This is a genomic window from Novosphingobium sp. GW835-FHT14H07, assembly GCF_058793515.1.
The window spans coordinates 30,430-51,134 of the sequence record NZ_JBXAFX010000025.1 but is presented as its reverse complement, the minus strand read 5'-3'; the positions used below and the strand labels follow the sequence as shown (position 1 = coordinate 51,134).

Below are 20,705 nucleotides of genomic sequence, written 5' to 3'. Positions count from 1 at the left end.
TGGATCGATTGTCTGTGTGTCGCTAGCCAGTGCGGGAGGGCGAAGCGCGAGCTCTCCCTCCCGCAGTTTCCTTACTTGGTCGCCTTCAGGGTGCCAGCAAACTCGAGGAAGTTCTTGGTGAACACGTCACGCAGTTCCTTCTCTGCGCCTTCTGCCTCTTCGGTGGTCTTCGGCGGGAACAGGCTCAGGCCATTGCCGCCGCGTCCCTTTTGCAGGTCGGTCTTGGTCTTTCCGGTCCGGAAGTCCTTGACGATGAACCGGTTGTTGAGCGCACGTCCGTAGATTGCGCGCTTGGTGTATAGGTTCTGCGTGACGATCAGCTCGGCGTAACACGGCGCGGTGGAGGCCGAGAGCCGGTTGCCCGCCTTGGTTGTCACGTTGCGATCGGCGATCGGCGTTTCGAAGATCACCTGCGACGCCGGCAACTTCAGTGCGGCGGCAAGGTCGAGCGCCTTGAGCGCATCGACCTGCATCGCTGGCCCCAGCGCTTCCTTGAGATACGCGGCATCGCCGACGTTGCGGTTCTTGTTCGCGGATGCATCGGCCACCGCGCCAATGATGCCAAAGCCGGAGAGCCAGCCGGTCGTCTGCGCCTGACCTTCGATGGTCGGGAAGACGTGGAGTTCACAAGCGGGAGCGGCAGGCGCTGCAGCCTCCGTCGTCGCCGGCGCTGCCGACGTGCTGGCTTCCTGTGCCAGGGCGGTGCCGGACAATGCGCACGAAATTGCTGCCACCGCAGCAGCGAAACTGGATTTCATCTTGGGCATGAAGTTTCTTCCTCTCGTCTTGCAAGGATTTCAGGATTTCAGGACATAGGGGTGGCGGACGCGGCAGGCATGCTGCTGGCAGGCAGAGGCGACTCTGGCTTGTTCGGCTCGCGCGGCGGCGCTGATACTGCGGGTGCTGGAATGAAGCTTATCGCCTCGCCGGTCTTGCCCTTGAGGACAAGATCCTTCGGGATGGTGCCGGAGTCGCCCTTGATGAGACCCGCGAGGATGCCGACCGTGAAATAGGTTGCTGCGGTCGATCCGTTGCGATTCTTGCCTTCCTGGCGGAAGCGTCCGTCAAGCATGATCGTGCGACTGCCGACGACGAGATCGCGCAGGGTGATGTAGATGAAGCCCGCCTTGCCAAAGCTGCCTTTGTCACCCGTATAGAGTATCTCGCCGTGACCCACAGTTCCCTTCGGGATCACGACCGTTCCAGCCATGGAGACATCTTCGACCACGATCACATCGAAGCGGTCACCGGTCTTGCTGGTCTTGGACGATAGTTCGCTGGCAATCGCGACGGAAACAGCCGTGCCGACTGGCAACTCGAGCGTTGTGGCGGCTGGCTGTTGGGCAGATTGACCCGATTGCGCCTCTGTCGACATTCGTGCTGAGCTGGTTGCCGATGCAGATTGGCCATCCAATCCTTGCGCGGCCAGCGCGGCAACGCCTGTCACGAAGCTTGCAAACAGATGCATAGTACCTGAACACCCCCACCCTGCGCGCTTACTTGCACAGGGCGGGCGGTTCCACAATTACGAATCCGTCTGAAAGGATAAATCGAACGCGTTACAGGCTCGGACTTGCTGAACTACTGGGATTCACCCCCGCGTCCCCTCCATCGGGAATGTCCCGAACATGCCTGCCGTGACCTTGCCGGTCAGGGTGTCGCCCTCGATCGTTGCGGTGCAATCCAGCGTCATCGGCATCGGCACGGTCATCTTCATTTGCCAGGTCAGCGTGTTGCCATCGACCTTGCCGTTCTCGACTTCCATCGAGCCCATCTGGCCGGCGTTGGTGCCGGTGAAGCTGTCGCCATCGACGTTGACGGTGAAGGTGCTGGTCTGGTCGCCCATCGGGGTGTGGGTCACGCAATTGTAGGTGCCGGCAACGGACATTGATGCTCTCCCATTATGGTGTGCTGAGCGAAGTCTATCTACAAACGTGTCAATAGCAAGGCAGCCTCGTGACGAAGCGTTGCCCCAGTTGGCGGCACGAAAAAAGGGGCGCGCTGGCCGCACGCCCCCCAATCCGATTCGAGATGCGAAAGCTTACTTCGGCGCGGCCATTTCCTCCACCGGCAGGCCGAACTTGTCGAGCTGCGGCTTCACCTTGGCGGCGTCGCCGACCACGACCCAGACCATGCCGTCCGAGTTGATCTTCGAGCGGAAGGCCTTGTCCACCTCGGCGGCGGTCATCTTGCCGTAGCGCGCGGAAAGCGTCTCGTAGAAGTCATCCGGGCGCTGGTAGTTGACGATCTTGGCAAGGCCATCAAGCACTGCGGCGCTGGTCTCGAACATGCCGGGCAGTTCGCGGGCGCTGCCCTTGGTCGACCAGTCCAGCTCCTCTGCGGTCACGCCCTTGGTGCTGCCGTACTCGTCGATCTCGCGCTTGATCTCGACCAGGGAATCGCCGGTGCGGTCAGTCTGGACCGGGGCGATGACCTGGAAACGGACCTTGTCGAGCGGTTCGCTGACGCCGTTGTAGGCGCCATAGGTCCAGCCCTTGGCTTCGCGCAGGTTCATGTTGATGCGGCCGAGGAAGTTGCCGCCCAGGATGTCGTTGGCGGTGTTCAGCGCGACGGTGTCATCGGTGCCCTTGGCGTCGATCACCTTGCCGGCCATGATGAACGACTGCGGCGAGCCGGGGCGGTCGACGAGGATCACGCGCGACTTCTGGGCCGGGACCGCGGCGGAGAAGTCCTTCACCGGGCGGGCCATGCGGTTCGAAGGCCAGTTGCCGAAGCTGTCATCCAGCATCTTGACCACCGCATCGAGCGTGGTGTCTCCCACCACGAAGATGCGCGCGGTATCCGGGCGGAACCAGCGGGCGTGGAAGGCCAGCAGGTCTTCGCGCGTCAGCTTCTTGACCACTTCGGCATCGCCCAGGCCGCTCGACGGGAAGGCATAGGGGTGGCTGCCGTAGAGCGTTGGCACGAGCACTCGGGCGGCGAGCGCCTGCGGGCTCTTCATCTCGGCCGAGATGGCCGTGAGCTGCTGGGTGCGCACGCGCTCGAGGTCCGCCGGAGCCAGCGCCGGACGGCGTACCACGTCGGCAAGCAGGCCGAGCGATGCACCGAGGTTGGGCGAGAGCGCATCGACCTGGAACGAGGTCAGGTCGCTGGTTGCCGAGAGCGAGATGTTGGCGCCGAGGCGTTCACGCTCACGCGCGAATTCCGAGCCCGAGAGCTTCTGCGTGCCTTCATCCATCAGGCTGAGCAGAAGCGATTCGGTGCCGAGCGCCGACTTCGGATCGGCGGCATAGCCGGCATCGAAGCTGACGCGGACCGAGACGGTCGGCACTTCGGAACGCTTGGCGAAATAGACCGGAATGCCGTTCTTGAGCGTCGCGCGCTGGATCGCCGGGAAGTCGAGCGGCGCAAGCTGGCCGACGGCGGGCAGCTTCGAACGGTCCGCGCCCGCGACTGCCGGGGCAGGCACGCCCTTGGCCGGCATGTCCGGATCGCGGAAGTAGGCGGGGCGCATGCCGGTTGCGCCGTTGGTGTAAAAGCCGCCACGCGCTTCGCCGCCTTCGGTGCGCTCGCCCGGCTCCACCGTCAGCGCGAAGGCGGGGCGGGTCAGCCACTTGCCCAGCGCGGCCTTGACCTCGGCGGGCGTCATCTTGGCGGTGCGATCAAGCTCCTGCCGGTAATGCTCGGGGGTGCCGTTGTAGAGCAGGCCCTCGGCCAGTGTCGGCGCCTTGCCGTTGAAGCCGCCGGTGCGCTCCAGCCCGCGGATCTCGTTGGCGGTGGCAGAGGTTGCGGCGCGCAGCAGTTCGTCCTGCGTCGGGCCATCCTTGATGAACTTCGCGATTTCGGCATCGAGCGCGGCGGCGACCTTGGCCGGGTCCTGCCCCGGCGTGACATCGGCCTTGATCACGAACTGCGCGGCCTGCGCGAACACTTCGGCATCGGCCGAAACCGCAACGGCGACCTTCTGTTCACGCACCAGCGCGTCGTCGAGGCGCGAAGAGGCGAGGCCGCCCAGCACCGAGGCGGCAAGATCGAGCGGCAGATAGTCGGGGTTGTCGAGACCGGGCACGGCCCACATGCGGTAGATGCGCGTGGTGGCAACCTGATCCTTGATCGTCTTGGCGACGGTGGCGGGAAGCGTCGGCACCGGGGCGCTGACCGGCTTGACCTGCGGGCCCGGCTTGATGTTCCCGAACCACTTGGTGACCTTGGCCTTTGCGGTAGCCGCGTCGATGTCGCCCGAAAGGACGAGGATCGCGTTGTTGGGCCCGTAATGGTCGGTGAACCAGCCCTTCACGTCCTCGAGGCTGGCTGAATCGAGGTCGGCCATCGAGCCGATCGTCGAGTGATGGTAGGGGTGGCCCGAGGGGTAGAGATTTTCGAGCTGTTCGTACTCGACGATGCCGTAGGGATTGTTGTCACCCTGACGCTTTTCGTTCTGGACGACGGCGCGCTGGTTATCGAGCACCTTCTGCGTCACCGCGCCGAGCAGGTGGCCCATGCGGTCCGATTCCATCATCAGCACCATGTCGAGCGCGGCGGTGGGCACGGTCTCGAAGTAGTTGGTGCGATCGAACCAGGTGGTTCCATTGACGTCGGTGGCGCCGACCTGCTGCAGCGGCGTGAAGAAATCACCCGGCACGTTCTCGGTGCCATTGAACATCAGGTGTTCGAACAGGTGGGCAAAGCCGGTCTTGCCCTTGGGCTCGTTCTTCGAGCCAACGCCGTACCACACCGAGACCGCGACCACGGGAGCCTTGCGGTCGGTGTTGACCAGCACGGTCAGGCCGTTGTCGAGCTTGAAGCTTTCGTACGGAATCTGGACCTTGGCAACGAGGTCGGAGAGCGGGGCAGGCTTTGCTTCCTGCGCAAGGGCAGGTGATGCAAGCGCGGTCGATGCGGCAAGGGCAAGCAGGCTGGCGGAAAGTTTGTGCTGCATGAGTGTCCCGTGAAGTGGCAGCGGACAGGCGCGCTGCGGGGGTTGTGCGAGGTCGAAGAGCAGGTCCAGCCTGAATGTCGGCTTAGCCACAGCTCCCAGATTTGGTTTGATTGGAAACTTTCTAGTGCCCATGCTCGCGCGCGCAAGTGGCGCGTGCCCAATGGACAGGTGCCACGCGATCCGTTTCGACAAACGACAAAGAGAGACCGATGAACGTCAAGCTGCTTGTTTCTGCGCTGTTGCTGTCTGGCGCAGCAGTTCCTGCCTTGGCCGAGGAGCCGGTGTTCGATGCGCAGGCCGTGCGTGCGCACGTGACCTTCCTGGCCGACGATCTGCTGGAAGGGCGCGATACCGGCAGCCGCGGTTACGACATCGCCGCCAGTTACGTTGCCTCGCAGTTCATTGCGCTGGGGCTCAAGCCTGCCGCCGCCGATGGCTCGTTCTTCCAGAAGCTGACGGTGCGCGAGGCGCGGCTGGATGGCGCGCCGAAGCTCGCGCTGACTTATGGCGGCAAGGAGACTGTGCTGTCCGATACGGCGCAACTGCTGGTGCGGCCCAGCCTGACCGACGCCAAGGTGTCATTCGAAGCGCCGCTTGTGTTTGCAGGCTTCGGTTTCGACCGCCCGGACCTTGGATTCAACGACTACAAGGGCCTCGACGTAAAGGGCAAGATCGTCGTCGTGCTCACCGGCTTTCCCAAGGGCACGCCGAGCGAGCTTGGCGCGCACCTCAATTCCGACAAGGCGATGATGGCGATGAAGCGCGGCGCGATCGGCGTGATCAGCGTGCCGACGATCGAGGATACCGCCCGCCGCCCGTGGGACAAGCGCGTGGCGATCTCTGATGGTCCGGCCAAGGGCTGGGTCGGCGCTGATGGCAGGGCCTTCAGCCGCACGCCGGGTATCAAGGGCGGGGCGACGCTCAACCCCGATGCTGCCGCGCCGTTGTTCGCCGCATCGGGCAAGCCGCTGGCGAAGATTCTTGCAGAGGCCAACAGGACCGGCGGCAAGCCCAAGGGCTTTGCCATGAAAGCTCGCGCCAGCCTGTCCTATGCGCAGACGTGGAAGGACGTGGTCAGCGAGAACGTGGTTGCCATGTTGCCGGGAAGCGACCCGCGGGTTGCGGACGAGTTCATCGCCATGACCGCGCATCTCGATCACATCGGCGTGCATGGGAAAGGCGAGGACACGCTGCACAACGGCGCCATGGACAATGCCTCGGGCGTGGCGACGATGATCGAGGTGGCGCGTGCCGTGGCGAAGGAGAAGCCCCGCCGTTCGGTGATGTTCGCGGCGCTGACCGGGGAGGAAGGCGGTCTGATCGGCTCGGACTATCTGGCGCGCAACCCGGTCGTGAAGGGTGAGGTTACAGGCCTCGTCAACTTCGACATGCCGGTGCTGACCTACATGTTCAGTGATGTCGTGGCCTTCGGTGCCGAAAATTCGACGATGGGCAAGGTCGTGGCCGAAGCGGCGACAAAGGCGGGGATCAAGCTCTCGCCCGATCCGATGCCCGAGGAGGGGCTGTTCACCCGCTCGGACCATTACCGCTTCGTGCAGCAGGGCGTGCCCGCGGTGTTCATGATGACCGGCTTCGAAGGGCCGGGCGAAAAGGCCTTCCGCAGCTTCCTGAAGGATCACTACCATCAACCCAGCGACGATCTGAAGCTGCCGTTCAATTGGGATGCCGGTGCGCTGTTTGCCAAGGTCAACTACTACACCGTGATGGGGCTCGCCAACGGGGCCGAGCGGCCGAAGTGGTACGCAGGCAGCTTCTTCGGCAAGGAATTCGCGCCCAGGGCTGCGAAGGCGGCCGATCCGGTGAAGTAGGCCGGAACCTTTGGCGTCCCCGCGCAGGCGGGAACCTCGGCGGTGTTAACGAAGGTTCGCGTAAACCGACCGAGGCCCCGGCCTGCGTGGGGGAGCAGGTTCCTGTCCTTGCTCCCGATCAAGGAACTACCCCTGTCGAACGGTGTAGCTTTTTCGTCGGCGCGACCCTTGTGTTGCGTAAAAGCCACACCATGTTCTGCGCAACAGGAGGATGTTCAACACCATGAACCTCGAGAAATTCACCGACCGCGCCAAGGGCTTCCTGCAAGCCGCGCAGACCGTTGCGATCCGCATGAACCATCAGCGGATCACGCCGGACCATATCCTCAAGGCCCTGCTGGAAGACAGCGAGGGCATGGCCAGCGGGCTGATCCAGCGCGCGGGCGGCAATGCCGCATTGGCGCAGACCGAAGTCGACAAGGCGCTGGCGAAGATTCCGGCGGTGTCGGGTTCCGGTGCGCAGCAGACGCCGGGGCTCGACAACGATGCCGTGCGCGTGCTCGATGCCGCCGAGCAGATTGCCGCGAAATCCAACGACAGCTTCGTCACCGTCGAGCGCATGCTCGTCGCGCTGACGCTCGCCACCACGACCTCGGCGGGGCAGGCGCTCAAGGCTGCCAATGTCACGCCGCAGGCGCTCGAAGCGGCGATCACGCAGCTTCGTGGCGGGCGCACGGCGGACAGCGCCAGCGCCGAAAACGCCTATGACGCGATGAAGAAGTATGCCCGCGACCTGACCGAGGCCGCGCGCGAGGGCAAGCTCGACCCGGTGATCGGCCGCGACGAGGAGATTCGCCGCACCGTGCAGATCCTCGCCCGCCGCACCAAGAACAACCCGGCGCTGATCGGCGAACCGGGCGTGGGCAAGACCGCGATTGCCGAAGGCCTCGCGCTGCGCATCGCCAATGGCGACGTGCCGGATTCGCTGCGTGACCGCACGCTGATGGCGCTCGACATGGGCAGCCTGATTGCGGGGGCGAAGTATCGCGGCGAGTTCGAGGAGCGCTTGAAGGCCGTGCTGGACGAGGTCAAGGGCGCCGAAGGGCAGATCATCCTGTTCATCGACGAGATGCACACCCTGATCGGGGCGGGCAAATCGGAAGGCGCGATGGACGCTGGCAACCTGCTCAAGCCTGCGCTCGCCCGCGGCGAACTGCACTGCATCGGCGCGACGACGCTCGACGAGTACCAGAAGTACGTCGAGAAGGACCCCGCGTTGCAGCGGCGGTTCCAGCCGGTCTTCGTGGGCGAGCCGACCGTGGAGGACACGATCTCGATCCTGCGCGGCATCAAGGACAAGTACGAGCTGCACCACGGCGTGCGCATTGCCGACAATGCGATCGTGGCGGCGGCGACGCTGTCCAACCGCTACATCTCGGACCGCTTCCTGCCCGACAAGGCCATCGACCTGATGGACGAGGCGGCGAGCCGCATCCGCATGGAAGTGGAAAGCAAGCCCGAGGAGATCGAGAAGCTCGACCGCCGCATCATCCAGATGAAGATCGAGGAGATGGCGCTGGCCAAGGAAACCGACGCCGCGTCGAAGGACCGGCTGGCGACCTTGCGCGAGGAACTGGCGAACCTTGAGCAGCAATCGGCCGAGCTGACCACGCGCTGGCAGAACGAGCGCGACAAGATCGCCGCCGAGGGCAAGGTCAAGGAAGCGCTCGATGCCGCGCGCAGCGAGCTGGAAGTGGCGCAGCGCAATGGCGACCTGGCGAAGGCCGGGGAGCTTGCCTATGGCCGCATTCCCGAGCTTGAGCGGCAGCTGGCCGAAGCACAGGGCGTGAGCGCCAATGCCATGCTGCGCGAGGAGGTGACCGCCGAGGACATCGCCGCCGTCGTCAGCAAGTGGACCGGCGTGCCCGTCGACCGCATGATGGAAGGCGAGCGCGAGAAGCTGCTCAAGATGGAAGAGGTGCTGGGCAAGCGCGTGATCGGGCAGAAGGACGCGGTGCTGGCCGTGTCCAAGGCCGTGCGCCGCGCGCGGGCCGGATTGCAGGACCCGAACCGTCCGCTGGGCAGCTTCCTGTTCCTCGGCCCCACGGGCGTGGGCAAGACCGAGCTGACCAAGGCGCTGGCCGGCTTCCTGTTCGACGACGACAGCGCGATGGTGCGCATCGACATGAGCGAGTTCATGGAGAAGCACTCCGTCAGCCGCCTGATCGGCGCGCCTCCGGGCTATGTCGGCTATGACGAGGGCGGCGTTCTGACCGAAGCTGTGCGCAGGCGGCCCTATCAGGTCGTGCTGTTCGACGAGGTCGAGAAGGCGCACGGCGACGTGTTCAACGTGCTCCTGCAGGTGCTTGATGATGGCCGCCTGACCGACGGGCAGGGCCGCGTGGTGGATTTCACCAACACGCTGATCATCCTGACCAGCAACCTCGGCAGCCAGTACCTCGCCAATCTGGAAGAGGGGCAGGACGTCGCCTCGGTCGAACCGCAGGTCATGGATATCGTGCGCGGGCACTTCCGGCCCGAGTTCCTCAACCGGCTGGACGAGATCATCCTGTTCCACCGGCTGGGCCAGGAACACATGGCGCCGATCGTCGACATCCAGGTCGGCCGGGTGGCGAGCCTGCTCAAGGACCGCAAGATCGTGCTCGACCTGACCGATGCGGCCAAGCGCTGGTTGGGCCGCGTCGGCTACGATCCGGTCTATGGCGCGCGTCCGCTGAAGCGGGCGGTGCAGCGCTATCTGCAGGACCCGCTGGCCGAGAAGCTCTTGGGCGGCGAGGTGCCGGACGGCTCGACCGTGCGGATCGACGAGGGCGACGGGGCGCTGACGTTCATCGTGGAGTGATCGGGGAAGGGGCTGCTGCGGTGGCCCCTTTTTCGTTGGCGCGGCACTGATTTGCCCACCCCGCTGCGACTAGCTTCACTGCGTTCAGGAAGTCTCGCGGCCCTCCCGCCTGCGGGAGGGCAGGAGTCAGGCGCTGCCCTTTCATCCCCCCTCCCGTAAACTGGAGGGGATCGGGGTGGGCATCCTTCGACAAGCTCAGGATGAGGGGTGACGCGCGACAGGGCAGATCATCCGCTGGCGAATGCGGACCGTAACGCCGGTGGGAAGCTTGCAGATCGCGCGACCGGTGCGGTGCCGTTGTGGCACGCAAAGGATGGGGCGCGGGACCGGTTGCGAGTGGCCGGGGGGCGGTTCCGGGCCCCTTGTCGGCTCAGCCTGAGGGCGGACACATGCGAAAGGACGAAGCTTTGGCAGCGGCTCGCGTACTGCCTTGGCTTCTGGCAAGCGGCTGCGTGAAAAGAACCTGTCGTTTGCGCCGACATTGTCACGCAATCATGGCGGGTTCCGCATCCGCAGCGTCGCTCAGGGTTCGGCGCCGTGCTATCAGCCCTGGGTTGTCCTGTCTGTCCTTGGGTAACGGCAAGTCTTGCCCGGTGGGTCTGGGCTTTACGCCCCGCATTGAACCCGCTGCGCACCTGCCGCACCGATCGCGCCGGAAGCTTTCCGCACACAGCATGGGCTTCCGAAGGGAGAGGAGCGAGTTGGCCTTGTGCCCTCTCCTGACCTGTGGGCGGGGCGTATAACCTATATGGTTCGTTTTGTCAAGGGTCACCGCATCTGACTTACTCGTACTCAGCACGGATGACAAAGCTTTGGTGTGAAAGCCAGTTTGCATTTATATTGGCAACTTTAGCTGCCTCAGCAGTAACGCCGAATGACATGTCTAAGGTCGTGATGGTTTCTATACGCCCCCCATCCACACCTTTTGTCGCAGCGACTATCTCATCAAAATATGGCATCCAATGGAGAGTTTTATCCTCATCAAAACTCTCTTTCTTTGGATTTTTATAGCTCGCAGAAAACCACCGCCGCTGCTCTTCCGACAATTTTTTCTCACCTGAACCTCCGATTTCCCAGCCCCCGGCAGCATAATAATTTCCTGATTTTTGCGAAATAATTTCTATGCTTATTTCTCTCAGAGCTACTGCAGATCGGAAGTATCTAATAATATGGGATCTCTGTTCATTTAATATGTATGCATGCATTTGATCTGATCGAATATATACCTCGGGCAAGCGTGGGTGTTGCGCATATACAACGCCGGTTTGTAGAATGTCTCCATCGATATCGACAAAATCTCTAACGAACTTTGACTTTAAATCTTCGACTTCAACTGAACCCGATTTCGCAGAAATATTCTTCGAAATAGTATCTGCGGCTGTTGATATCGCCATTCCGGCGGATTTCATCCACGCAGGTGCCTTTGGTGAAAAACCAAAGCGTTTTGCAGTCTCAACCACAGGAAGTTGAGACAAGCTTTTCACTGCGTGATCAGACCATGATTTCTGGGTAGAATCGGGCACAATGCGTATGATGCGGGTCAGCAAGTTGGTTACCTCTGAAACATGAAACGTACAAGATCAATCTTATTGGATCTCTTGCTTCAAGGACAGGGTCTTTGTCAAAAATTTTGGCTGAGAGGCGTCTTGGGTGAGCGCAAGTTTTGTGTAGTTTATCTTGTCATCGGCACGTTACAATTAGTCTGATCTTTGGGCATTGCAGGGTCTTTGCGAAACTCTAAAATGAATGCGCAAATGCGAGAAGCCCACTGCACAGTCCATTACACCGCCTTGCACCCCACCTTCACCCACCCCATATCCCGGCAGATGGGGGCCGCAGATACGATCATTTCCGGGACTGTCGCGGCTGGCGGGCAGCGGCTGGACAAGGCTTTGGCCGATGCCTCGGGCTTGTCGCGGGAGCGGGTGAAGGCTTTGTTGGCCGAAGGGCGAGTGACTCTTTCCGGGAAGGTCGCTTCGCAGGCTTCGGTGAAGGTGGCCGAGGGCACTGCCTTCGAGATCCGCGTGCCTGAGGCGGCGCCTGCCGAGGCCATTGCGCAGGATATTCCTCTCAGCGTCGTCTATGAGGACGATGCGCTGATCGTGGTCGACAAGCCGGCGGGCCTGGTGGTGCATCCCGCGGCCGGGAATCTCGACGGGACGCTGGTCAATGCGCTGCTGCACCACTGCGCGGGGCAATTGTCCGGCATCGGCGGGGTGGCGCGACCGGGGATCGTGCATCGGATCGACAAGGATACCTCGGGGCTGCTGGTCGTCGCCAAGACCGACGTGGCGCACGAGGGACTGGCCAAGCAGTTTGCCGACCATTCGATCGTGCGCGCCTATAAATGCGTGACGGCAGGGCTGCCGGTGCCGCCATCGGGCACGGTGCGCGGGGCGATTGCGCGGTCGAGCCACGATCGCAAGAAGATGGCGCTGGTCGAGGATGGCAGGGGCAAGCATGCGGTGACGCATTACAAGACGCTGGCGGCGCTCGAAGGGGCGGCGCTGGTGGAGTGTCGGCTCGAGACCGGGAGAACCCACCAGGTGCGCGTTCACCTTGCGTCAATCGGCCATGCGCTATTGGGTGATCCTGTCTATGGACGCACACCTTCAAAGCTTCGGCCGCTGCTCCAGCGGCTCGGGTTTCATCGCCAGGCGCTGCATGCCGCGGAACTGGGGTTCATTCACCCCGTTACCGGTGCGACCCATCATTTCGCCAGCCCGACGCCCGTCGATATGCGGGAACTCATCGTCGAACTCTGCGCTGAAGGGCATGATGCAAAGGTACTGGCGATGTTGTAATGAAGGACTTTGGAGTCGTCCGCGAGGAGGCTCCGTTTGAGTGGTCCCGCCGCCGGTCGCCCATCAGGGGGCCGTCAACTGGGAACCGACGCGAAGAAAGGACGTGTTCAGGTGAGTGAGGAAAGAAACGCTGTGTCAGTACCTGCCCTTGGCGGGGAAGCCAGCCTCAACCGCTATCTCTCGGAAATCCGCAAGTTCCCCGTGCTTACGGCTGAGCAGGAATACATGCTCGCCAAGCGTTTTCAGGAACATCAGGATCCCGAAGCTGCCGCCCAGCTGGTGACGAGCCACCTGCGTCTCGTGGCGAAGATCGCCATGGGCTATCGCGGCTATGGCCTGCCGGTCAGCGAGCTGATCTCCGAAGGCAACATCGGCCTGATGCAGGGCGTGAAGAAGTTCGAGCCCGACCGGGGCTTCCGTCTCGCCACTTATGCGATGTGGTGGATCAAGGCCTCGATGCAGGAGTTCATCCTGCGCTCGTGGAGCCTGGTGAAGATGGGCACCACGGCGGCGCAGAAGAAGCTGTTCTTCAACCTTCGCCGGATGAAGAAGAACCTCGAGGCGTTCGAGGATTCTGACCTGCATCCTGACGACGTGCGCAAGATCGCGACCGACCTCGGCGTGCCCGAGCAGGAAGTGGTCAACATGAACCGGCGCATGATGATGGGCGGCGATGCCTCGCTCAACGTCTCGATGCGCGAGGACGGTGAAGGCTCGTGGCAGGACTGGCTGACCGACGACCGCCCGCTGCAGGACGAGACCGTGGCCGACGCCGAGGAGGCTAGCTATCGCCACCAACTGCTGGTCGAGGCGATGGACAGCCTGAACGAGCGCGAGCGGCACATCCTGACGGATCGCCGTCTGGTCGATGAGCCGAAAACGCTGGAAGAGCTTAGCCAAGTCTACAACGTCAGCCGCGAACGCGTCCGCCAGATCGAGGTGCGCGCGTTCGAGAAGCTGCAGAAGGCGATCCAGCGAATCGCGGTGGAGCGCAAGCTGCTGCCGGCCTGACGCGGGTTGCATGAGTCATACGAAGCGGCCGGGTGGTAAGCCCGGCCGTTTTTGTTTGTGCTTCTGGTTCCCCTGTCTGCTCGTGCTGAGCTTTTTCGAAGCATGCTGATTGGCCCAGCGTCCTTCGACAGGCTCAGGACGAGCGGAGGGTGGGGCCGGGGGGCTCACGACATATGCAGCCGGTCCGTATCCAGCGCCGCGCCCGCAAGGAACCACAAGGCGTGGCGGCCGGGGAGGAAGAAGTAGCCGCCGCCGCGCAGGGTGACGTAGCGCTGGACGGGGCACAGCTCGAGCGGGGCATTGCGGCCGAGGATGGTGAAGCGCTGGTCGGCGGTTTCGGTCGGGCCCTTGTGCATGGCGAAGGGATCGGGTTCGCATTCGAGGCCGTGGAAGGTGGGCGAGGCGAGCCAAGTTTGCTGGACGAATTCGAACTGGCGTTCGAGATCGGCGTTGAAGGCCATGAACAGCGTGCCGCGGGCGGTGTCGCCGTCCTGATCGAGATAGGGGCGGCCTCGGCGGAGCAGGCGGTGGCGGTTGCTGACTGACAGCTCCACCGGCTCGGTCGGGGCGAGGCTGTCGCGCGGGAAGGTGCGCCGGACGTGGCTGCCGAAGGGGCAGCGCAGCCCTTGCGGATCGGCGTCCTTGTAGAGGAAATCGTTCTTCCGCATCGCGTCCACCCCGCTCTTCATTGCCGGGTGGAAGGGATTGTCGATCAGCGCCGAGCCATCACGCCAACGGCCGAGCATCTTGGCAGCGATCCATTCGCGTGTGCGGTGGATGTTGCCGTTATGCGGGTTGATGACATCGGGCTGCCGGCAGATCTCGTGCGCCTTTTCATCGAGCTGCTTGCGAAAACCCTCGACATCCTGCGCCAGCTGGCGGATCACCAGATAGCTACCGTTGCGGCCGAAATCGCGCGCGCGGGCGCCCTGATCGGCGAAATCGGGGTACTGTGTCGGCTGGTCGGGCGGGGGCGAGGGCAGGAGGACTTCGGGCAACATGCCCAGGCTGTCCATGCGGCGCTCGACCAGCGGGGAAGGCGGGTAGTAGCCGCGGTTGTCGGTGTAGCCGAGGATGAACTCGCCGGGTTCGACGCCATGGACCGGATCGGGCGCGCCGTGGCGACCGGGGAAGCCGCGCACCAGTGGTTGCGAGACGCCATCGACGAAGCCGAAGGGTTCTTCGGAGAGATCGTCGTTGCTAGACTGGGCATGGACGAATTCCGCGCCCTCGGCCGGCTTGGAAACGCTGTCGTCACTGGTTCTCCATGCCTCCTTGAAGCGTTCGAGATCAAAGGCTTTCAGGCCCGTGCGGATCGAGGCTTTCTCGGTAATGCCGATGGCAGCAGCATCGCTGACGATCTGCGCGAACTTCTGCGCAGCGAGTTCGTCCTTGGCGTAGAGCAGCAGGACGACGTGGGTATCGTCGTCGCACCATTCGAGCTGCTCGGGATCGCCCAGCGCGCGCTTGCGGCTGGCGTGGGCCATGCCGAGCGAGAAGGCCGGCGGGAATCCCTGCTGCGTGCCGGGACCTTCGAGCGCCAGTTCCTTGTCCAGCCCGAGCAGGCGCAGGCCGGCGGCGGAGAAGGCGATGTTGCAGACGAAGTCCTGCGGCGGCTTGTCACCGAACGAGACGAGATCCTCGGCAATCAGGCCTGCGAGCCACTTCTGCACGTGGGCATAGGGATGGGCGCTGCCTTCACGGCGCGGCTCGCCGAAGTTCAGGGCGACGACGCGGCTGTGCGGGTGGCGCTTCAACCCGCCGAACATCAGCGTCTGGATTTCCTCGTACTGCAACCCGTAATCGGGCCGGGGAATCGAGCCGAACAGGTCGAGCCAGGCTTCGGCGTCGGAGGGGTTGGCTTCGAGGCGGTCCTTGCAGAGCAACCCGCTGACGATCAGCGCATGCTTGCGCATGGCGGTGGTCGAAAGATCGGGGTGTGCGGCGAACCAGAACGGGGTGGGGCGCATCGAGCAGCGCGCATAGCGCTTCATGCGGTCGCCATCCTCGGCGCCCTTGAAGAAGAGCAGGCGCGTGGAGGGAAAGCCCTCCGCGTTGCTCCACACGGCGGTGACGCCTTCGGAGGCCTTGGTGATGAAGTCTTCGAGGTAGCTTTCCCAGCTGCCATCGTAGTTCGAGAAGAACACGAGCTGGCGGGTGCCGGGCAGGACGACCCAGCGCGCGGCGTGGATCGTGCCGATGGTGGCGAGGAAGCCTTTTCGCATCACCCCGATCCTGGCCATGATGGCGACGGCAGTGAAGGCAAGCGGCAGGGTCCAGCGGCGCACCCACGCGCGGCGCAGCGTGGTCACGCTGACCATGTGGTTGGGGATGACGCCGGGCGCGTTCTCGCGCGCCATCATGTCGCCGAGCGCGGCGGCAGAGGGTGTGCGATCCACTGGCGTGTTGGCGAGTTCGTCGCGGCGCAGCAGCCACGCCACAGCCGCTACAATCATCAGTGCGATGACCAGGGCGGGGAAAATGGCGCCCTTGAACAGGGCGATGCCGGTTGCGCCTCCTGCCAAACCGAGCAGGAGCGCAAGGCCATAGCCGATCGCCAGCAGGGGCCAGATCAGCCCTTGCGCATTGGCAAGCCCCTTGCCGATCCAGCCCAGCGTCCAGCGCGAGCGGGCGAAATCGAGCCATGGCGCGTCGGCGCGCTCGCAGAAGGCGAGCTTGGGTGGCTTGCGGTCGTCCAGCCTGGCGAGATCGTCTTTCAGCTCTGTCGCGACAACGCGGAACAGGCTTTGCGGGCCGTGGAGCGAGGAGCGGGCACGCTCGCGCGCGATGATTGACCGTGCCTTGGCAACGATCGCGCGATTCTCGTCGATGGTGCGCACGCCAAGGCCCGGCAGACCGACGAAAGGCAGGCCGGTCAGGCGGCGGTCAATCCAGGGCACGCGGAAGACGGCGGGGTTGATACCGTAGGCATGGCGACGCAGCAGCGGCAGGACTTCGCCGACCGCGCCGATGCCGCTGGTCAGCTTGAGCACCGGGAGCAGCAAGGGGCCGGCATGCTCGGCAATCAGGTCAAGCGCGCGTCCGGCGTCGCCATCGACCGTGGCTTCGATGACGAGATGTGCCCGCTTTCCCGGTGCTTCGGGCGGGATGGCATGGATGCTGGCGAAGTGGACCACGCCGGTCTGGCGCAGGGCGCTGGCCATGGCTTCGTTCGCCGGATTGCCGAGTTCGCCGATCTCGCGCTCGATGTCGCCCACGTCGCACCATTCGGACTTGTCTCCGAAGGGGATGGCAACGGTGACGAAGTCCTGAGTGACGCTCAAAGGTTGGTTCCTTTGTGTTTACTGGCGGATGGCGGTGAAGCTCAGATCGTCCGGCAGGCCGAGGAAGGTGCCAAGGCTGGCGTTTGGGGCGGGTTCGATCCGCCCTGCAGTGGCGGCGATGGCCTCGGCAATGATCGTCCAGGCGATGCCGCGGCCATAGCAGACATGCGGACCCTGCAGCGGGCCGGAGGTGATGTAGGGACGGGCGGGATCGGGCGCGAAACGGTCCGCTTGCGGGAAGGCGGCATCGTCGTGCGCCGCAGCGCCGACCAGAGCGACGATGCGGTCTCCAGCCTTCAGTTGCTCCCCGCGCCAGGTGCAATCGCGGCGGACGCGGCGAACGAGCTGGCTGGTATCAGCCAGACGCAGCATTTCGGCGATCGTCGCGTCGCGCGCTTTTGGCTCAAGCGCGGGATCGCACAACCGCTGCACCAGCGCAGGCCAGGGAATGCCTGCTTCGCGCCCGCGCTCCGAAGCGCTGAAAGCGGCCACTTCCGAAAGGACCTTGCCGACGATCAGCACGAGCGCGCCGGTCAGTTCGAACAGGACGCTGCGTGCCTGCAGGCGGTAGTCTGCAACATCGGGGAATTGCGGCTGCACCGCGACAAGTGCGCTGAGCAGGCTGATATCAGGCGCGACTTCGGGCATGTCGAGCGCATCGTCGATGGCGGCGAGCCCGACGCTGGCGGTCTTTCCGGCGAGCCATGGAACTGCGCCGGTGCTGGTGATGATGGTCCCGAAGACATGGCCGAACAGCGGCACTTGCAGGAACAGGGCGCTCAGCGCGTCGCCCAGTTCGTCCTTGCGGCGCAGAGCGGGGCCGGGTCTCGCCAGGTTCCGCGCAAACAGCAGGAGCGGCACCGGCCACGGCACCTTTTCCGGCGCAGGCACGCCCAAAACCCGCCGCGCCACGCGGTAGGAGAGCAGGAAGGCATATTCCCGGACGAAATTGATGGTCTCGCCGGTCTGCGCACGTCGCTGCAGGACGTCGAGAATGTCCGACGCCTCCTTGCGTGCCATGGCAGCGATCCAGCCGCGGAAGCCCGGGTCCAGATTGGGCGGAACGCTTGGGTCCACGCCCGGAATGCGGGCATTGAGCCAGCTTTGCGCGGCATGGAGCTGGCGAAGGCGCACCTGCCGGTTGCCGTCGTTCTCGCCCACCAGATAGCGCGTGCCGGGCACGACCTGTTCGAGCAGGTCATCGTACTGCTGCAGCGAGAAGGTGTCTTCCTCGCTCAACACTGCGCTGACCACGTCGTGCCTTGCGGCGGCAAAGACCCGAACGCCACCCTTGTCCAGTTCGGCGCAGCGGAGCAGCGCTGGCGCGCCCGGCTGGAACAGGCGGGCTGACGCTGCGGCAAGCACGGCCTGCTGGTTCATGCGATGCGATCCTCGATGGCGACGAGCCGGCGTTGCAGGCAAGCGAGGCCTAGTTCGTCGATCCTGCGGACGAGGTCAGCCGTCGGCACATCCTGCGCGCCCCACACTGCCATCCCGGTCTGCGCCTCAACCTCGCGGCACAGCACCAGTGCGTGCAATTCGTGCATCGCCTCTCCGCACGAACGGCAGTGTTCGAGCGCTTCGGCGGCAAGGTCGGCGGCCTGCACCACCTTGCCCTGCGCCAGGGCAAGGCGGGCGCGGGCCTCGTGCAGGTAGTAGGTCGCAGAGGTGCGGACATGCCGGAAGTGGCCCCGGGCGACCGACTCTGACAGAACGGCTTCGGCTTCGCGCAGCTGGCCCAGTTCGATCAGCGTCAGGGCAAGCCAGCTTGCACTGGCCGGTTCGAAGCCGAGGAAATGATGGTGCAGGCAATCGGCGTAGGCGCCGCGCAGTATGCCAAGTGCCCGTTCGAACCTGCCCTCGCGGTAGTGCAGGTAGCCATGGGCGAGATCGGCGAGCAATTGCGAATAGGCGTGCGCATAGCGGCGCGAAAGATTGAGCGCTTCGGCCACCCACGAACGCGCCTTGGCGATATCCCCCAGATCGGTGAGATACCACGCGCCGAAAGCGCGGGCGAGCACGTGGGGAATGACCACGACTGCACCGAAGGTCGATCCGCGCTGTCCATCGTCCAGCCTGTTTCCCAGACGTTCGATGCGCGCGATTGCAGCACGCGGACGGGCTTGCGAGAAGGCGAGATAGGCCGCGACGAGATCGGCATAAGTCCGGCGTGGCAAGCTGTCGTGCGCATCGAGATCGGCCTCGGCGCGGGCGAGCCAGGCTTCGCCCTGAAGCGGAGCGCCATCGATCCAGTCAAGCAGCGCCATGTTGATCCGTGCGACGGTGCGGATGCCCGGGCCCATGTCGACGGTGCCTTCAGCCAGGAGCGCCATGTCCTCGCGCGTGATCTGCTCTTGCGACAGCTGCTGCAGCGTATCGAAGGCGAGCAGCGAGAAGCGCGCCCGTTCCGATGCGGCAGCGGCGGGTTCGAGGCGTGCTGCCATATCGCGCGCGCGCAGGTAAAGCTGGCGCACCGAATCGATCGCCGCGAGGCTCAATGCCTGCTGGCAGGCATCCCAGAGATGCCCGAGTGCGCGCTGCGGCAGGCCGGCCTTTTCGGCGTGGGTCGCAAGTTCGGCATGGCTGGCGACCTCGGCCTCCTGCGATGACGAGGCCTGCGTGGCGAGAAGTTCGAGCGCCTTGGCATGCATCGCGGTCCGCCGCCGCCGGGGCATGGTGCGATAGGCCGCTTCCTGCACCAGCTGGTGGGTGAACCGCGCCTGGTTGGCCACGGCGAATTCCACCACCCGCGCTTCTACCAGCCGCGCGATGGCGCTGGAAGGATTGCGGCAGACGAGTGCGGCGCCTTGCTGCAGGCGGCTCACCGGGAAGATGGGGCCAAGCGCTGCGCAGAACTGGCACAGGCGTGTCGAATCGTCGTCAAGCGCCGCGAGCCGGGCGCCGAGCAGGGCATCGAGCCGTGCCGGAATGCGTGCCGACAGTTCGGCTGGCTCGGTGCCGTCCTCTCCCTGCGCGCTGACCGCGAATTCCTGCAGTGCGAGAGGCAGGCCTTGCGCACGGTCGAGAATCCGCTCGATGGTGGCTTCGTCAAGCGGAGCGAAGCGATTGATCATCGCGACAAGGCTGCGCGCGGCGCGGGGGCCGAGCGGATCGAGGTCGATCACCTGATCGCAGCATTGGGCGAGGCTGGTGCGCGCTTCCGGCCGCGCGGCCAGAAGCATCGTCATGATGCGGCCCTCCCTGATGCCGGTGAGCACCGAGAGGGTTTCGCGATCGAGATATTGGCCATCGTCTACCAGCAGCAGCAGCGGGACGTGGACTACGGCCAGCTGAAACAGGCGGAGAATGGTCTGGGTAGCGATACGGTTGCGGTCGCCCGGAGCGAGATGGGCAAGCCACGTCTGGCCGTTGTCGATGAGGCCCTGCAGGCATTCGGCCTGGTCTGCGGTCAGCGCTGCTGCGGATGCCACGTCAGCCAGCAGGGGCTGCAACAGTTCCACCAGATGGCGGACAGGGCCGGAAAGGCAGCCGAACGGGACCGGCGCAAGCAGGGCGTTGCCCCGGACCACCAGCGTCGTGACGCCAAAGCCGGCCGAAAGGCGCGCGCCTTCCAGAAGCAGGCGGCTCTTGCCCATGCCGGCTTCGCCAACGATGCACAAGGCGGCGCCAGGCTCGCCCGAAACCAGCGCCTTGACCGCGTCGAGCTGGACATCGCGGCCGATCAGGGGGCTTGTGGCGTTGCCCTTCACGGGAATGCGATCGGCACCTTCAAGGTCGATGGCGGTGAGTTCGAAGACCGCTTCGCCGCGCTGGTCGATCTCGCTGGTGATCGTGCCGAGCGGCTGCAACTGGCACGATTCGGCAATAAGCGAAACGGTGGTGGCCGAGATTGCCACGCTTGCCGGTGGCGAGAGCTTTTCGATCTGCCCGGCAACGTGCGTGGCATGGCCCACGACATCGAGGATGCTGCCGAAATCGTTGTCCTGGCGGCGCAGCAGGATCGGCCCGGAATGGAGGCCGACGCGCGCGCGGTGCCGGGAGAATTCCCGATGGCCCGGTGCGCATGCGCTCGACAATGGCCCGTGCGGCAAGCGCGGCGCGCAAGGGGTGGTC

General features: G+C 64.3%; 12 protein-coding genes. 4 read left to right on the top strand and 8 right to left on the bottom strand.

Features of this window, described 5'->3' with window-relative positions; all coding sequences use genetic code 11:
* Positions 1–71 precede the first annotated feature (71 nt).
* The 4 genes from AC1Q5P_RS17565 to AC1Q5P_RS17550 all read right to left on the bottom strand — a co-directional run bounded on the left by AC1Q5P_RS17565 (position 72) and on the right by AC1Q5P_RS17550 (position 4,900).
* On the bottom strand, positions 72–758 hold the full coding sequence (locus AC1Q5P_RS17565) for a hypothetical protein (protein WP_492476888.1): 687 nt from the start codon (positions 756–758) through the stop codon (positions 72–74).
* A gap of 47 nt (positions 759–805) precedes the next feature.
* Positions 806–1,375: a hypothetical protein gene (locus AC1Q5P_RS17560; RefSeq protein WP_492476887.1), complete on the bottom strand. Its 570-nt coding sequence runs from the start codon at positions 1,373–1,375 to the stop codon at positions 806–808.
* Positions 1,376–1,591: 216 nt separating this feature from the next.
* Positions 1,592–1,888, bottom strand: coding sequence for a hypothetical protein (locus AC1Q5P_RS17555; RefSeq protein ID WP_039331704.1), 297 nt, complete (start codon positions 1,886–1,888; stop codon positions 1,592–1,594).
* Between the two features lie 153 nt (positions 1,889–2,041).
* Positions 2,042–4,900 (bottom strand): M16 family metallopeptidase, encoded by a 2,859-nt coding sequence (locus AC1Q5P_RS17550; RefSeq protein ID WP_492519626.1) that lies wholly within the window; start codon positions 4,898–4,900, stop codon positions 2,042–2,044.
* 209 nt (positions 4,901–5,109) lie between these two features.
* On the opposite strand from AC1Q5P_RS17550, the gene AC1Q5P_RS17545 reads away from it, so the two are divergent.
* On the top strand, positions 5,110–6,729 hold the full coding sequence (locus AC1Q5P_RS17545) for a M28 family metallopeptidase (protein ID WP_039331708.1): 1,620 nt from the start codon (positions 5,110–5,112) through the stop codon (positions 6,727–6,729).
* A gap of 223 nt (positions 6,730–6,952) precedes the next feature.
* The gene (gene clpB / locus AC1Q5P_RS17540; RefSeq protein WP_039331930.1) at positions 6,953–9,532 is read left to right on the top strand and encodes an ATP-dependent chaperone ClpB; all 2,580 of its coding nucleotides are present in this window, start codon (positions 6,953–6,955) and stop codon (positions 9,530–9,532) included.
* A 782-nt stretch (positions 9,533–10,314) separates the two neighbouring features.
* Here the strand turns inward: clpB and AC1Q5P_RS17535 are convergent.
* Positions 10,315–11,079: a hypothetical protein gene (locus tag AC1Q5P_RS17535; RefSeq protein WP_492519620.1), complete on the bottom strand. Its 765-nt coding sequence runs from the start codon at positions 11,077–11,079 to the stop codon at positions 10,315–10,317.
* Between the two features lie 279 nt (positions 11,080–11,358).
* On the opposite strand from AC1Q5P_RS17535, the gene AC1Q5P_RS17530 reads away from it, so the two are divergent.
* Together AC1Q5P_RS17530 and rpoH are read left to right on the top strand one after the other, a co-directional pair.
* A complete protein-coding gene (locus tag AC1Q5P_RS17530; protein ID WP_492519619.1) occupies positions 11,359–12,336 on the top strand; it encodes an RluA family pseudouridine synthase in 978 nt (325 codons plus the stop codon).
* Between the two features lie 111 nt (positions 12,337–12,447).
* On the top strand, positions 12,448–13,347 hold the full coding sequence (rpoH, locus tag AC1Q5P_RS17525; protein ID WP_448995313.1) for an RNA polymerase sigma factor RpoH: 900 nt from the start codon (positions 12,448–12,450) through the stop codon (positions 13,345–13,347).
* A gap of 164 nt (positions 13,348–13,511) precedes the next feature.
* On the opposite strand, the gene AC1Q5P_RS17520 is transcribed toward rpoH, so the two are convergent.
* Genes AC1Q5P_RS17520 through AC1Q5P_RS17510 form a run of 3 tightly spaced genes read right to left on the bottom strand, consistent with a single transcriptional unit; the run spans position 13,512 to position 20,668 of the window.
* Positions 13,512–16,631, bottom strand: coding sequence for a Dyp-type peroxidase (locus AC1Q5P_RS17520; RefSeq protein WP_492519618.1), 3,120 nt, complete (start codon positions 16,629–16,631; stop codon positions 13,512–13,514).
* Between the two features lie 18 nt (positions 16,632–16,649).
* A complete protein-coding gene (locus AC1Q5P_RS17515) occupies positions 16,650–18,011 on the bottom strand; it encodes a cytochrome P450 (RefSeq protein WP_492519617.1) in 1,362 nt (453 codons plus the stop codon).
* Positions 18,008–20,668, bottom strand: a complete 2,661-nt coding sequence (locus AC1Q5P_RS17510; RefSeq protein WP_492519616.1) for an AAA family ATPase — start codon at positions 20,666–20,668, stop codon at positions 18,008–18,010. The genes AC1Q5P_RS17515 and AC1Q5P_RS17510 overlap by 4 nt, the downstream gene beginning before the upstream one ends.
* Between the last annotated feature and the right edge of the window lie 37 nt (positions 20,669–20,705).

What these genes read in the sequence shown, in the direction of transcription:
- AC1Q5P_RS17565 (WP_492476888.1), bottom strand. Translation starts at nt 758, where the DNA reads ATGAAATCCAGTTTCGCTGCTGCGGTGGCAGCAATTTCGTGCGCATTG.
- AC1Q5P_RS17560 (WP_492476887.1), bottom strand. Translation starts at nt 1,375, where the DNA reads ATGTCGACAGAGGCGCAATCGGGTCAATCTGCCCAACAGCCAGCCGCC.
- AC1Q5P_RS17555 (WP_039331704.1), bottom strand. Translation starts at nt 1,888, where the DNA reads ATGTCCGTTGCCGGCACCTACAATTGCGTGACCCACACCCCGATGGGC.
- AC1Q5P_RS17550 (WP_492519626.1), bottom strand. Translation starts at nt 4,900, where the DNA reads ATGCAGCACAAACTTTCCGCCAGCCTGCTTGCCCTTGCCGCATCGACC.
- AC1Q5P_RS17545 (WP_039331708.1), top strand. Translation starts at nt 5,110, where the DNA reads ATGAACGTCAAGCTGCTTGTTTCTGCGCTGTTGCTGTCTGGCGCAGCA.
- clpB (WP_039331930.1), top strand. Translation starts at nt 6,953, where the DNA reads ATGAACCTCGAGAAATTCACCGACCGCGCCAAGGGCTTCCTGCAAGCC.
- AC1Q5P_RS17530 (WP_492519619.1), top strand. Translation starts at nt 11,359, where the DNA reads ATGGGGGCCGCAGATACGATCATTTCCGGGACTGTCGCGGCTGGCGGG.
- AC1Q5P_RS17515 (WP_492519617.1), bottom strand. Translation starts at nt 18,011, where the DNA reads ATGAACCAGCAGGCCGTGCTTGCCGCAGCGTCAGCCCGCCTGTTCCAG.